Source organism: Streptomyces sp. CO7, from assembly GCF_053474865.1.
Genome location: NZ_JBRIOU010000010.1, coordinates 93,540 through 108,158, shown reverse-complemented (window position 1 = coordinate 108,158; position 14,619 = coordinate 93,540). Strand labels below are relative to the sequence as shown.

Below are 14,619 nucleotides of genomic sequence, written 5' to 3'. Positions count from 1 at the left end.
GCCTCGGAGAGCGGCAGCATCTGGTCGAGCCGGTGCCGGACGACCGTGGTGACCGCCTCCGGCTCCTGCCCGGCGTCGACCACGAGGTAGCGTCCCGGGTCGCTCGCGGCCAGCGTGAGGAAGCCCGACCGCACCCGGGCGTGGAACTCGGCGGGCTCCGACTCCAGGCGGTCGGGGGCCTCGGTGAATCGCTCGCGGGCGGTCTCGGGGGAGACGTCGAGCAGCACCGTCAGGTGCGGGACCAGCCCGTTGGTCGCCCAGCGGGAGATGCGGGCGACCTCGGCGGGCGACAGGTCGCGGCCGGCGCCCTGGTAGGCGACGGACGAGTCGATGTAGCGGTCGGAGATCACCACGGCGCCGCGCTCCAGGGCGGGCCGCACCACGGTGTCGACGTGCTCGGCGCGGTCGGCGGCGTACAGCAGCGCCTCGGCGCGGTGCGAGAGCCCGGCGCTGGAGACGTCGAGCAGGATCGAGCGCAGCCGCTTGCCGACCGGGGTGGCGCCCGGCTCGCGGGTGAGCACCACCTCGTGACCCTTGGCGCGGATCCACTCGGCGAGAGCCTCGGCCTGGGTGGACTTGCCGGCTCCGTCGCCGCCCTCCAGGGCGATGAAGAAACCGTTCACCGCCGGCGCGGCGGTGGGCTCGTCACCGCGGACGGCGTCACGGAGGTCCTGGCGGAGCGGAATGCCGGACCGGTCGTCGGTCTTGGCCAGCACCAGCGCGGCGACCGGCAGCAGCAGCGCGCCGACCAGCATGAGGACGAACGAGGCGCAGCCGTGTGCGAAGACGAACTTGCCGCTCTCCATCCGGTGCGGGCCGATCGCCGCGGCCAGCAGCGGGGCGGCGACGGCGGCCAGGCCGATCGTGGCGCGGACCACGGCGTGCAGATGGTCGGTGAGCCGCGGGCGGCGGTACTCCTCGGTCTCCTGGTCGAGCAGGGTGTGCCCGGTGTTGGCGGCGATGCCCGCGCCGATGCCCGCGAGGGCGGCGGTCAGCAGCATGGTCGCCATGTCGGGGACGAGGCCGGTGGCCAGCAGCGCGATGCCGGTGAAGGTCAGGGCGAGGGCGAGCAGCCGGCGACGGGAGAGCGCGGGCAGCACCTTGGGGGCGAGGCGCACACCGGCCACCGTGCCGCCGGTGAGGGCGAGCACCAGCAGGCCGTAGGCGACCGGGCCGCCCCCCAGGTCTATGGCGTGCAGCACGGCGACGGCGACCGAGGCGGCGATCGCAGCGGCCACCGAGGCGCAGGCGACGACCAGCAGCGGGATGGCGCCGGTGCGGCCCTTGTCGGGGCCGGAGCCGCTCCGCGGACGGCGCAGGCCCTCCAGCGGGGAGCGGGCCCGCGGGGTGCGGGTGGCGGGCAGCTCCAGCTGGACCAGGACCGAGACCGACGCGGCGAACAGTCCGGCCGCGACGAACGAGGCGAGCGCGGCCTGGTGCTGGGCGAACCAGTCGAGGCCCGCGCCGAGCAGGTTGCTGATCAGCGTGGCGAAGACCAGCACCGCGGCGGCCAGCGGCAGGGCGCCGACGGTGGTGCGCAGCGAGAGACGGCGCAGGGCGTCCTGGTGGTCCGGCAGCGGCCGGATGCTGGCGCCCTCGGGGGGCGGGGGCGGCAGCAGCGCGGGAGCGGCGGAGGCGCGGCAGATCGTCCACAGCCGCTCGGCGACGCCGGTCAGGAAGACCGTCACCAGCAGCGCGGCGACCGCGCCGCCGGGCGTCCAGTCGATCCACAGCGGGGCCAGGATCAGCAGCACCAGGCGGAAGCCGTCGGCGCCGACCATGGTCCAGCGCCGGTCCAGCGGCCCTTCGGCCGCGGTCAGGGAGGTGAGCGGTCCCAGCAGCACGGCGCCGAAGAGCAGGGTCGACAGCACGCGTGCGCCCAGCACGCAGGCGACCGTGAGGGCGACACCGCGGGATCCGCCGCCGAAGGTGCTCTCGGAGACCGCCGCCTGGAGTGCCAGCAGCACCAGGACCAGCAGGGCCAGGAGGTCACCGGTTCCGGAGACGAGGTGGGCGCTCCACAGTCGCTTCAGCTGCGGCCTGCCCAGCAGGGACCGCACGGCCCGTTCGCGTGAATCTGCGACCAGGGCGTCGTCGGGGTCCGGGGAGTGGGCCGTTGTCTGCTCGGCTCGCGTCATGCGTTCAGCCTATCGGGACGCGCCGACGCCACGGGCCCGGCCTCCGAACGCGTGCGGCGTCGCGCGCACGTGCGGAAACCGGGCCCCGGGCCGGCATGGTCGGTCGGGTCCGGGGGTTCGATCGTGGGTTCCGGGCGTCGACGGCTCTGCGCCGTCCGCCCAGTTCCCTCGATTCCCGGTCCCGGGCGGGTCAGTCCTCGAGGGGCGGCTCTGCCGCCGTCTTCTTCGAGGCGGTGGACGCCGTGGTCTTCTTCGCCGCCGTCTTCCTGGCCGCGGAGGTGGTGGTCTTCTTGGCCGCCGTCTTCTTCGCGGCGGTCTTGGTGGCCGTCTTGGTGGCCGCCTTCTTCGCCGTGGTCTTCTTGGCGGTCTTCTTCGCCGTCTTCTTGGCGGGGGCCTTGGCCCGCTTCTCGGCGAGCAGCTCGAACCCGCGCTCCGGCGTGATCGTCTCGACGCTGTCGCCGGAACGGAGGGTCGCGTTGGTCTCGCCGTCGGTGACGTAGGGACCGAAACGACCGTCCTTGATCACGGCCGGCTTGCCGCTGACCGGGTCGTCGCCCAGCTCCTTCAGCGGGGGCTTGGCCGCGGCCCGTCCACGCTGCTTGGGCTGGGCGTAGATCGCCAGCGCCTCCTCCAGCGTGATGGTGAAGAGCTGGTCCTCCGACTGGAGGCTCCGCGAGTCCGTCCCCTTCTTCAGGTACGGGCCGTAGCGGCCGTTCTGCGCGGTGATCTCCACGCCCTCGGCATCGGCGCCGACCACACGGGGCAGCGACATCAGCTTGAGCGCGTCGTCCAGGGTGACCGTGTCCAGGGTCATCGTCTTGAAGAGCGACGCCGTGCGCGGCTTGACCGCGTTCTTGCCGGTCTTCGGGGTGTCCTCGGGGAGCACCTCGGTGACGTAGGGGCCGTACCGGCCGGCCTTGGCGACGATGGGGCGACCGGTCTCCGGGTCCTGACCCAGGTCGCGGTCCCCGCTGGGCTGGGCCAGCAGTTCCTCGGCCAGCTCGACGGTGAGCTCGTCCGGCGCGAGGTCCTCGGGGACGTCCGCGCGCTGGTGGCCCTCCGCGTCCTTCTCACCTCGCTCGACGTAGGGGCCGTAGCGGCCCACCCGCAGCACGATGCCGTCACCGACGGGGAACGAGGAGACCTCTCGGGCGTCGATGGCGCCGAGGTCGGTGACGAGCTCCTTGAGACCGCCGAGGTGGTCGCCGTCGCCGTTGCCCGCGTCCGCCGCCCCGCTGCCGCCGGCCGTCCCGCCGGTCTCGCCGAAGTAGAAGCGGCGCAGCCACGGCACGGACTCGGCCTCGCCGCGCGCGATGCGGTCGAGGTCGTCCTCCATGCGGGCGGTGAAGTCGTAGTCGACCAGGCGGCCGAAGTGCTTCTCCAGCAGGTTGACCACGGCGAAGGACAGGAAGGACGGCACCAGGGCCGTGCCCTTCTTGAAGACGTATCCGCGGTCGAGGATGGTGCCGATGATCGACGCGTAGGTCGACGGACGGCCGATCTCGCGCTCCTCCAGCTCCTTGACCAGCGACGCCTCGGTGTAGCGGGCGGGCGGCTTGGTCGAGTGGCCGTCGGCGGTGATCTGCTCGGCGCTCAGCGGGTCGCCCTCGGAGACCTGCGGCAGCCTGCGCTCACGGTCGTCGAGCTCGGCGTTGGGGTCGTCGGCGCCCTCCACGTAGGCCTTCATGAAGCCGTGGAAGGTGATGGTCTTGCCGGAGGCGCTGAACTCAGCGTCGCGGCCGTCGGAGGCGGCGCCGCCGATCCGGACGGTGACGGAGTTGCCGGTCGCGTCCTTCATCTGGGAGGCGACGGTGCGCTTCCAGATCAGCTCGTAGAGCCGGAACTGGTCACCGGTCAGACCCGTCTCGGCAGGGGTGCGGAAGCGGTCGCCGGAGGGACGGATCGCCTCGTGCGCCTCCTGCGCGTTCTTCACCTTGCCGGCGTAGGTGCGCGGCTTGTCCGGCAGGTACTGGGCGCCGTACAGCTGGGTGACCTGGGCGCGCGCGGCGGCGACCGCGGTCTCCGACAGCGTGGTGGAGTCCGTACGCATGTAGGTGATGAAGCCATTCTCGTACAGCTTCTGGGCGATCTGCATGGTCGCCTTGGCGCCGAAGCCGAGCTTGCGGCTGGCCTCCTGCTGCAGCGTCGTCGTCCGGAACGGGGCATACGGCGAGCGGCGGTAGGGCTTGGACTCGACCGAGCGGACCTGGAAGCGCGTGTTCTCCAGCGCCGCCGCCAGGGCACGGGCGTTCGCCTCGTCGAGGTGGAGGACGTTCGCCGTCCTGGCCTGGCCCCGGGAGTCGAAGTCGCGGCCCTGGGCGACCCGCACGCCGTCGACCGCGGCGAGGCGGGCGACCAGCGAGGAGGGGTCGGACGAGTCCGGGACTCCAGCTGCGCCGGAGGCCTGGGCGAAGGTGCCGGTGAGGTCCCAGTACTCGGCGGAGCGGAAGGCGATGCGCTCGCGCTCCCGCTCGACGACCAGGCGGGTCGCCACCGACTGCACGCGGCCGGCCGACAGGCGCGGCATGACCTTCTTCCACAGCACGGGGGAGACCTCGTAGCCGTAGAGGCGGTCCAGGATGCGGCGCGTCTCCTGGGCGTCGACCAGCTTCTTGTTCAGCTCGCGCGGGTTGCGCACGGCCTGCTGGATGGCGTCCTTGGTGATCTCGTGGAAGACCATCCGCTTGACCGGGACCTTGGGCTTGAGCACTTCCTGCAGGTGCCAGGCGATGGCCTCGCCCTCGCGGTCCTCATCGGTGGCGAGGAAGAGCTCGTCGGACTCCCGCAGGAGGTCCTTGAGCTTCTTGACCTGGGCCTTCTTGTCGGCGTTGACGACGTAGACGGGCTGGAAGTCGTGATCGACGTCCACCCCGAGGCGCCGGACCTCGCCGGTGTACTTCTCGGGCACCTCCGCGGCGCCGTTGGGAAGGTCGCGGATGTGCCCGACGCTCGCCTCGACGATGTAGCCAGGGCCCAGATAGCCCTTGATCGTCTTCGCCTTGGCAGGCGACTCGACGATGACGAGTCGGCGGCCGCCCTGTGCGGTCTCGCTGGTCGGGGACAACTTCTGCTCTTCTCTCCGGTCGACGCGGGGTCTTCCCCGCGGTGCTCCGGCACCGCGGGTTCGGGTCTGGTGACGCTGCGGAGTGTGACGGTACATGCCGCCCCCGTGTCAAACGGGAAAAGCCCGCAACGGCCACTCGAACGGTAACCCGACTACCGTCATTCCTGCCGCCCGGACTCCCGAGCCGGCCGGTAACCGGCCGGGCTGAACGCGCCCGCCCGTCCTCCTGGCCTGCGGCGGCGTACGGATCCGGCGTCCCCCGAGGGGCGCGCCTCAAACGCCCTGCCGCCCGGTAACCGGCGTCACGCCGCGCCGGTCAGGAGGCCGGCTCGAGGAATCCCTGCTCGATCAGCAGCCGGATCTGCGCGGGCGTGCGGTCCCTCAGCAGCACCGGATCCTCCCCCATGAGCTGGGCGATGGCGTCCAGGATCCGGCCCGCACTGAGCGATCCGTCACAGACGCCGGCGAATCCGGCGCCCACGGTGTCCACCTGGGCGGCTCGGCGCATGCCGCGGTTCTGGCGGAGCACCACGTGCTCGGGGTCCTCGGCCCCGGGCAGCCCGACCTGCTCCTGCAGCACCTCCCCGACGAGCCGGAAGTGCGCCTCCAGCAGAGCCGCGTCGTCGTTGCTCCGCAGGTAGTCCACCCGGTCGAAGTGGGCCCGCACCGTCTCGCCGAGCGGCTGCTCGATCGGGTGCGGCCACTCCTCGACGGTGACGGACGGGGCGGCCTCGGCCGCCGCGCTCCGGCGCAGGGTGATCCAGCCGAAGCCGACCGACCGCACGTCACGGGCCTCGAACTCGTCGAGCCAGGCGTCGTACCGGGCCTGGTACTCGGCGGGGTCGCCCTGGTGGTCCCCGGCGTCGCGCAGCCAGAGCTCGGCGTACTGCGTGACGTCCTGCACCTCACGCTGGACGATCCAGGCGTCGCACCCCCACGGCACCCAGGAGGCCAGCCGGCTCTGCCAGTCCTCCCCGTCGACGTGCTCCCAGTTGGCGAGGAACTGCGCGAATCCGCCCTCGTTCAGCCGGGCGCCGGACTGCTGGACCAGGGTGCGGCACAGGTCGTCGCCGCTCATTCCGCCGTCCCGGTAGGTGAGGCGGGCTCCCGGGGAGATCACGAACGGCGGGTTGGAGACGATCAGGTCGTACCTGTCCTGCTCCGGCAGCGGCTCGAAGAGCGAGCCCTCGTACAGCTCGGCAGCCGGCGCCCCCGAGAGCGCGAGGGTCAGCGCGGTCACGTGCAGGGCGCGCGGGTTGAGGTCGGTGGCCGTCACCCGGGTGGCGTGCCCGGTCGCGTGCAGCGCCTGGATCCCGGAGCCGGTGCCGAGGTCGAGGGCGGAGGCGACCGGGGCGCGCACGGTGAGGCCGGCCAGGGTCGTGGAGGCGCCGCCCACGCCGAGGACGACGCCCTCCTCCTTGCTGCCGATGCCACCGGCCCCGCCCACGGCACAGCCGAGGTCGGACACGATGAACCAGTCCTCGCCGCCCGGCCCGCCGTAGGGCCGTACGTCCACGGTGGCGGCGACCTCGTCGCCACCGGCCGGCCGCAGCCATCCGGCGTCCAGGCAGTCCTCCAGCGGCAGCACCTCTGCCGCCCGCCCGCCTGCGACGGGCTGCTGGAGGAGGAACAGGCGGACCAGTATCTGCAGCGCCGAGTCGCCGCGCGTGGCGCGCAGCGCGGGGACGGTCTCGGCCCGCGCCAGCGCCGCGTAGGCCGGGGCGCCGAGCAGCTCGAGCAGCCCGTCGGCGGTGAAGTCCGCCGCGAGGAGGGCTTCCCGCAGACGCGCCGTGGTGTCGGGGCGGTCGGCGGCCGGCAGGGCGGACAGGGCCGAGGGCCTCGTGTCCGAGGGCTGGGGTGACTGGCTGGCGTTGCTCACCGTCCCATTGTCACCGCTCGGGCCCAACCGGCACGCCCGCCTGTGGACGACGGAGGGGCCGGAGAGGAGGCCGCCCGCGTGGCCTGTGGACGAGGCGGCGTCCGCCCGACATTGCGTCACCCTCCCGGGTGAGGCCGTGGGATGGGTCGGGCTCACGGATCCACAAGGATCCGGAGCACCGGCCGCCCCGGGCCCGGCCGTGGGTCAGGCGTCCGACTTCGACCCGGTACCGCCGCCGGCCTCGCAGGTGGGCTGCTCGCGCATGGCCGCGCCGACCTCGCCCTCCTCCAGCCGCTTGAGGGCGTCGCTGCCGCTGCCGCTGAGCTTCTGCAGCTCGGCGCCGACCTCCTTGAGACCGTCGGCGAACTCGGCCTGGTCGTCGGTCTTGAGCTTGTCGACCTGCTTCTTCAGGTCGGCGTAGGAGTCGGCGATGGAGTTGAGCTCCTTCACCGCGTCCTTCTGCTTCTTCTCACCGTTCTCCACCGCCGGCGGACCGGCACGGTCGATCACGGAGCCGATCTTCCGGTAGGCGTCGGAGATGTCCTGGAAGGCCTTGGAGTCGGTCTCCTTGACGTCCTTGGGCGGCGCCTTGTCGGAACTGTCCTCCTGGATCGAGGCGTTGGCGGCCTGGATCTTCTTGGCCTGAGGCTGCACACCGTCACAGACCTTCTTGGCCCAGGCGTTGAGCTCTTCGCTGTTGTCGTCGCCGCAACCGGACAGCGCCAGCATCAGTGCCGCACCGCCGGCCAGGGCGGTCGCGAGCTTCTTCTTCACCGGGTCGGTCCCTTCCGTCGCTCTCGGCCCCGGAACATACACGCCGAGGGAGTGCCGCACGGAGTCCGAGCATCCGATTTATGGCTGTTTGAATCCTTTTGCATCAGCGAGAGAAGATTCACGGCCGCTGTTGTGCAAGTTCGCACACAAGAAGGGCACAAGTTCTCGTTGAGACGAGGTGGCGCCACAGGGGATCAGAGGCCCCACGTCCTCCATCCGGCGCGCCGGCGACGAGCCGTCAGCGCCGGGTCGGCGCCCGCAGCTCGTCCGGGCCGGAGTCGGAGTCGTCCATGGCGATCCCCCGGCGCCTGGAGACCCACACGGCGGCCACGACGACGACCAGCGCGAGCACCGCGATGAGCGCCCGCAGGCCGGGACTGGCACCCGGGCCGTAGCCGAGCTGGATCACCGCGGGCGCGATCAGCAGCGCCACCAGGTTCATCACCTTCAGCAGCGGGTTGATGGCGGGTCCCGCCGTGTCCTTGAACGGGTCACCCACGGTGTCGCCGATGACCGTGGCCTCGTGGGCCTCGCTTCCCTTGCCGCCGAAGTGACCGTCCTCCACCAGCTTCTTCGCGTTGTCCCAGGCTCCGCCGGAGTTGGCGAGGAACACGGCCATCAAGGTGCCGGCGCCGATGGCGCCGGCCAGGAAGGAGGCGAGCGCGCCGACCCCGAGGGTGAAGCCGACGGCGATGGGCGCCGTCACGGCCAGCAGGCCGGGAGTGGTCAGCTCGCGCAGGGCGTCCCGGGTGCAGATGTCGACGACCCGCCCGTACTCCGGCTTCTCGGTGCGGTCCATGATCCCGGGGTGCTCCCGGAACTGGCGGCGGACCTCGTGGACGACCGCACCCGCCGACCGCGACACCGCGTTGACGGCCAGTCCGGCGAAGAGGAAGACCACCGCGGCGCCCATGATCAACCCGACCAGGTTGTTGGGCTGCGTGATGTCCGTGATGAGCGTCAGCGGTGCGCCGGGGCCGGAGATCCTCTCGCCCACCTCACGCGCACCGGTGAGCACGGCGTCCCGGTAGGAACCGAAGAGCGCCGCCGCCGCGAGCACCGCGGTGGCGATGGCGATGCCCTTGGTGATCGCCTTGGTGGTGTTGCCCACCGCGTCGAGGTCGGTCAGCACCTGGGCGCCCGGGCCCTCGACGTCACCGGACATCTCGGCGATGCCCTGCGCGTTGTCGGAGACCGGCCCGAAGGTGTCCATGGCGACGATCACCCCGACGGTGGTCAGCAGGCCGGTGCCGGCGAGGGCCACCGCGAACAGCGCCAGCATCACCGAGGCGCCGCCGAGCAGGAAGGCCCCGTACACGCCGAGGGCGATCAGCAGGGCGGTGTAGACGGCGGATTCCAGACCCATGGCGACCCCGGCCAGGATCACGGTGGCCGGTCCGGTGAGCGAGGTCCGGCCGATGTCCCTCACCGGGCGGCGGCCGGTCTCGGTGAAATAGCCGGTCAGCTGCTGAATCAGTGCGGCCAGCACGATGCCGATGGCCACCGCGACCAGCGCCAGCACCCGCGGGTCACCCGAACGGCCGACGACCGCCGGATCGGTCACCCCGTCCAGCTCCGCATAGGTGGAGGGCAGGTAGACGAACGCGGCGACGGCCACCAAGGCCAGGGACACGGCCGCGGAGACGAAGAAGCCCCGGTTGATCGCGCTCATCCCGCTGCGGTCGGCTCGGCGGGGGGCCACCGCGAAGATGCCGATCACGGCCGTGACCACGCCGATCGCCGGAACCATCAGCGGGAACGCGAGCCCCGCGTCGCCGAACGCCACCATGCCCAGGATCAGCGCGGCGACCAGCGTCACCGCGTAGGACTCGAAGAGATCGGCCGCCATGCCCGCGCAGTCCCCCACGTTGTCCCCGACGTTGTCGGCGATGGTGGCGGCGTTGCGCGGGTCGTCCTCCGGGATGCCTTGCTCGATCTTCCCGACCAGGTCGGCTCCGACATCGGCGGCCTTGGTGAAGATGCCGCCGCCGACGCGCATGAACATGGCGATCAGCGCGGCGCCCAGGCCGAACCCTTCGAGGACCTTCGGCGCGTCCGCGGCGTACACCAGCACGACACAGGAGGCCCCGAGCAGACCGAGGCCCACGGTGAACATGCCGACCACGCCGCCGGTCCGGAACGCGATGCGCATCGCCGTCCGCGTGGCGCCCGGCGTGGACGCCTCGTCGGCGGCGTCCCGCGCGGCTGCCGCGACCCGGACATTGGTGCGGACGGCCAGCCACATGCCGGTGTAGCCGGTGGCGGCCGAGAAGGCCGCACCGATCAGGAAGAAGACGGACCGGCCGATGCGCTGGCCCCAGTCGTCGGCGGGCAGCAGGAGCAGCAGGAGGAAGACCACGACGGCGAAGACGGCGAGGGTGCGCAGCTGGCGGGCCAGGTACGCCCTGGCACCCTCCTGCACGGCCGCGGCGATCTGCCGCATGTTCTCGGTGCCCTCGCCGGCCGCGAGCACCTGGCGGACCAGCACGCCGGCCACCGCGAGCGCGGCCAGCGCCACCACCGCGATCACCGCCACCACGATCCGGTTCCCGTCGGTGAGCACCACGGCGAGGTGCGCCTGGCCGGATACGGGGGAAAGCCCCGCCATTCGTCCTCCTCGACGCCTGGACCGAGCGCGAAGCGGAGGCCGGAGGGCCGCCACGCTCTTCAGAGCAGCGTCACACGAAAGGGACGAAGGCGCACATCAGGGAGGAATCGGGCGCAAGGTCAGGGCTGACCGGCGGAAGTGAGGGGAAACGCGCGCGTGAAGGGGGCGCCGGTGTCAGGCGCGGGCGGTGGGCCAGGTCATGCGGATCAGGCCACCCTCGGCCCCCGCACTGACCTCGAGGTCGTCCACCAGGCCGGAGATCACCGCGAGGCCCATCTGGTCCTCCTCGGTCTCCGCCGTGTCGAGCGCGGCGGGGGAATCCCCGGGCACCGCGTCGGCGGACGTCGATCGGGGCGCGTCGTCGGCCACCTCGATGGAGAAGAGTTTCTCCTCGTCGGTCAGCGCGATGCGCACCGGCGAGCCGAGACCGCTGCCCCGGTGAAGGCCGACCGCACGGGAACACGCCTCGCCGACGGCGAGGCGCACCTCGTCGAGGACCGTCTCGTCCACCCCGGCCCGGCGCGCCACCGCGGCCGCCACCAGCCTGGCCGTCCGGACGTGCGCCGGAAGCGGGCTGATGAGGAGTTCAACGGTGGCCATGCACATCCCCCTCGGAACTACGGTCCTGCTGTCCGGAGGGCATACCGAGGTGACGGCTCACCCTCCCGATGACGTCCGCCCCGGGCCGAGGCCCGGGGCGGCGCTTGTCAGTCGGTGGCCGCTACCGCTTCCTCGACCGACGTGTGGATCGGGAAGACCTTGGTCAGGCCGGTGATCCGGAAAATCTTCAGAATGCGCTCCTGGTTGCACACCAGACGGAGCGAGCCCTCATGGGCGCGCACCCGCTTCAGGCCGCCGACCAGCACGCCGAGCCCGGTGGAGTCGAGGAAGTCCACGCCCTCCATGTCGACGACGAGGTGAAAGCTCCCGTCGTTCACCAGCTCGACCAGCTGCTCGCGCAGCTTGGGCGCGGTATATACGTCGATTTCGCCACCGACCTCGACGACCGTGCGATCGCCGACGGTACGGGTCGACAGGGACAGGTCCACGGATCCTCCAGCACCTTGCTATCGAGCGGTCGCCCCTCGGGACACCTGGCGGAATCCCCGGGACTGTTCGCCAGCCGCGATGGCATTCAATCACTTACCGGCAGGCGCGCACGACGCCTTGGGTCCATTGTCCTTCCAGCCGGTGACACACTCGGTGCCGATGGCTGAGAATCACCGATCCGGTCGAACCCGGACGGACACTGCTTCCCGCCCCTCGCCGGGCACGATTCTGGACCGGCTCGCCGGGGGCCAGGATCGTGCTGCGCGCATCACTCATACGGAGCACCTGCCCCCTCGGGAGGGTCGGCATGCCGTCTGGCCGCACGAGATCCGTGAAGAAGTTCTGGCGGCGGTCCGGGAGCACGGCATCGAGCACCCCTGGGCCCACCAGGCACGAGTGGCCGAGCACGCCCTGGACGGCGAGTCGGTCGTGGTCGCCACCGGAACCGCGTCGGGCAAGTCCCTGGCCTATCTGGTGCCCGTCCTCTCCGCCCTCCTGGACGGCGCGGAGGCGCCCAACGGACGTGGCTCCACCGCCCTCTACCTGGCTCCCACGAAGGCCCTCGCCGCCGACCAGCACCGTGCCGTGAAGGAACTCGCCGGTCCGCTGGGGACGAAGGTCCGGCCGGCCGTGTACGACGGCGACACACCGGTCGAGGAACGCGAGTGGGTCCGGCAGTACGCCAACTACGTGCTGACCAATCCGGACATGCTGCACCGCGGCATCCTCCCCTCCCATCCCCGCTGGTCCTCCTTCCTGCGGGCGTTGCGGTACGTGGTGATCGACGAATGCCACACGTACCGCGGGGTCTTCGGTTCGCACGTGGCCCAGGTGCTGCGCCGGCTGCGCAGGCTCTGCGCCCGGTACGGGTCCTCCCCGGTGTTCCTGCTGGCCAGCGCCACCGCGGCGGAGCCGGCCGAGGCGGCCCGGCGGCTCACCGGCCTGCCGGTGATCGAGATCGCCGACGACGCCTCGCCCCGCGGTGAACTGGTGTTCGCGCTGTGGGAGCCGCCGCTGACCGACCTGCAGGGCGAGAAGGGCGCGCCCGTCCGCCGCACCGCGACCGCCGAGACGGCCGACCTGCTCACCTCCCTCACCCTGCAGGGTGTGCGCACCGTGGCCTTCGTCCGGTCGAGGCGCGGCGCTGAGCTGATCTCCGTGATCACGCAGGAGCGACTGGCCGAAAAAGATCGTTCTCTGGCCGGGCGTGTCGCGGCCTATCGAGGGGGCTATCTGCCCGAGGAACGGCGCGCGCTGGAGCGCGCGCTCCACTCCGGAGAGCTTCTCGGGCTCGCCGCGACCACCGCGCTGGAACTCGGCGTGGACGTCTCCGGCCTCGACGCCGTGGTCATCTGCGGTTATCCCGGCACCCGGGCCTCCCTCTGGCAGCAGGCCGGCCGGGCGGGCCGGACCGGCCAGGGCGCACTGGCCGTCCTGGTGGCCCGTGACGATCCGCTGGACACCTTCCTGGTGCACCATCCGGAGGCGCTGTTCGACCGTCCGGTGGAGTCCACCGTCCTCGACCCGGACAACCCGTACGTGCTCGCCCCGCACCTGTGCGCCGCGGCGGCCGAGCTCCCGCTGACCGACGAGGACCTCGCCCTCTTCGGTCCGGCGACCGGCGACCTGATGCCTCAACTGGAGGCCGCGCAACTGCTGCGCCGTCGCGCCCGGGCATGGCACTGGACGCGGCGGGAACGGGCGGCGGACCTCGCGGACATCCGGGGCGCGGGCGGACGGCCGGTCCAGGTGGTGGAGGCGGACACCGGCCGTCTGCTGGGCACCGTCGACGCGGGAGCCGCTCATACCGCGGTCCACGAGGGCGCGGTCCACCTCCACCGGGGGCTCACCTACCTGGTCCGCGAGCTCGACCTGGAGACGTCCGTGGCCCTGGTCGAGAGGGCCGACCCGCCGTACACGACGGTCGCCCGGGACACCACGGCCATCTCCGTCCTCTCCACCGACACCGAGGTCCCCTGGGGTGACGGCCGCCTGTGCTTCGGATCGGTGGAGGTCACCAACCAGGTGGTCTCCTACCTGCGGCGCCGCTTGATCACCGGGGAGGTGCTGGGCGAGACCAAGCTGGACCTGCCGCCCCGCACGCTGCGGACCCGCGCCGTCTGGTGGACCGTCACGGAGGACCAGCTGGACGCGGCGCGCATCACCCCCGAGATCCTCGGCGGGTCCCTGCACGCCGCCGAGCACGCCTCGATCGGCATGCTGCCGCTGTTCGCCACCTGCGACCGCTGGGACATCGGCGGCGTCTCCGTCCCGCTGCATCCCGACACGCTGCTGCCCACCGTGTTCGTCTACGACGGCCATCCCGGCGGCGCCGGGTTCGCCGAGCGCGCCTTCCACACCGCGCGGGAGTGGCTGCGGGCGACCCGCGAGGCGATCGGGTCCTGCGAATGCGAGGCGGGGTGCCCGTCGTGCATCCAGTCCCCCAAGTGCGGCAACGGCAACGAACCGCTGCACAAGCGGGGCGCCGTGCGACTGCTGGGGGAACTGCTCCGCGGAGCGCCGGCCGAGAGCGACACGGGCGACGGCGCGGGCGGCGGTGCGGGCGGCGACGCGGGCGGCCGGTCGGCGGCCTGGGCCGGGGAGGACGGCGCGGGCGGCCGGTCGACCACGACCACAGCCGGGGAGGACGGCGCGGGGCCCGACCCGCACACCGGGCCGGAGGCCTGACACAGCGCCCCGGGCGCGCCCCCGGCCAGCCGGGGACCGGCCGCGGCATCGCTCCCCTCGCAGCCGCCGACAGCCCCTACGACGGCACCGGAAGCGGCGACGAAGCCGACGGCGGGCCACGCACATCCCCCACGGGCGGGGTCGGGGAGCCGGGCGCACCGGGCGCGTCGCCGGTGGGCGGCGGGTCCGGAGCAGGTGGTCCGGCTCTGGCCCGGGACTCCGCCGTGAAGGGACCGTGGCCGGCCTCCGCGACGACGTCGGCCACCTCTCCCGCGATCTCGCACCTGACCAGCTGAGCCCGCTGGGCCCGGACCACCCGGTCGGCCCGCGCGCAGGCGGCCGCCGTGCCGTCGGGCCAGTGCCGCGCCGCCGCCAGCGCCGCCAGATCGGCCGCCGCCGAGGCGCGGTGCCGCACCAC

Annotated in this window: 9 protein-coding genes; 1 reads left to right on the top strand and 8 read right to left on the bottom strand. The window is 72.5% G+C overall.

All coding sequences use genetic code 11. The annotated features are described in order from the left end of the window. The 7 genes from tmk to bldG form a co-directional block, all read right to left on the bottom strand. A partial coding sequence (gene tmk, locus ACOV8S_RS28765; RefSeq protein WP_448321425.1) for a dTMP kinase occupies window positions 1-2,138 on the bottom strand: 2,138 nt, incomplete at its 3' end. 190 nt (window positions 2,139-2,328) lie between these two features. Further along, on the bottom strand, window positions 2,329-5,202 hold the full coding sequence (gene topA, locus ACOV8S_RS28760) for a type I DNA topoisomerase (protein ID WP_448321424.1): 2,874 nt from the start codon (window positions 5,200-5,202) through the stop codon (window positions 2,329-2,331). 316 nt (window positions 5,203-5,518) lie between these two features. After that, on the bottom strand, window positions 5,519-7,081 hold the full coding sequence (locus ACOV8S_RS28755; RefSeq protein WP_448321423.1) for a DUF7059 domain-containing protein: 1,563 nt from the start codon (window positions 7,079-7,081) through the stop codon (window positions 5,519-5,521). A gap of 204 nt (window positions 7,082-7,285) precedes the next feature. Next, window positions 7,286-7,855 carry a small secreted protein gene (locus tag ACOV8S_RS28750; RefSeq protein WP_448321422.1) on the bottom strand — a complete coding sequence of 190 codons (570 nt, stop codon included), beginning with the start codon at window positions 7,853-7,855 and terminating at the stop codon, window positions 7,286-7,288. A 238-nt stretch (window positions 7,856-8,093) separates the two neighbouring features. Further along, on the bottom strand, window positions 8,094-10,463 hold the full coding sequence (locus ACOV8S_RS28745; protein WP_448321421.1) for a sodium-translocating pyrophosphatase: 2,370 nt from the start codon (window positions 10,461-10,463) through the stop codon (window positions 8,094-8,096). Between the two features lie 174 nt (window positions 10,464-10,637). After that, entirely contained in the window at window positions 10,638-11,063 is a 426-nt protein-coding gene (locus ACOV8S_RS28740; protein WP_448321420.1) for an ATP-binding protein, read from the bottom strand. Window positions 11,064-11,170: 107 nt separating this feature from the next. Beyond that, window positions 11,171-11,512, bottom strand: a complete 342-nt coding sequence (bldG, locus tag ACOV8S_RS28735) for an anti-sigma factor antagonist BldG (protein WP_003975386.1) — start codon at window positions 11,510-11,512, stop codon at window positions 11,171-11,173. Window positions 11,513-11,591: 79 nt separating this feature from the next. Here bldG and ACOV8S_RS28730 point away from each other — a divergent pair, with 79 nt between their 5' ends. Beyond that, window positions 11,592-14,201 carry a DEAD/DEAH box helicase gene (locus ACOV8S_RS28730; RefSeq protein WP_448321419.1) on the top strand — a complete coding sequence of 870 codons (2,610 nt, stop codon included), beginning with the start codon at window positions 11,592-11,594 and terminating at the stop codon, window positions 14,199-14,201. 76 nt (window positions 14,202-14,277) lie between these two features. Here the strand turns inward: ACOV8S_RS28730 and ACOV8S_RS28725 are convergent. Continuing rightward, the coding region (locus ACOV8S_RS28725) for an Rv3654c family TadE-like protein (protein WP_448321418.1) at window positions 14,278-14,619 on the bottom strand (342 nt) is incomplete at its 5' end.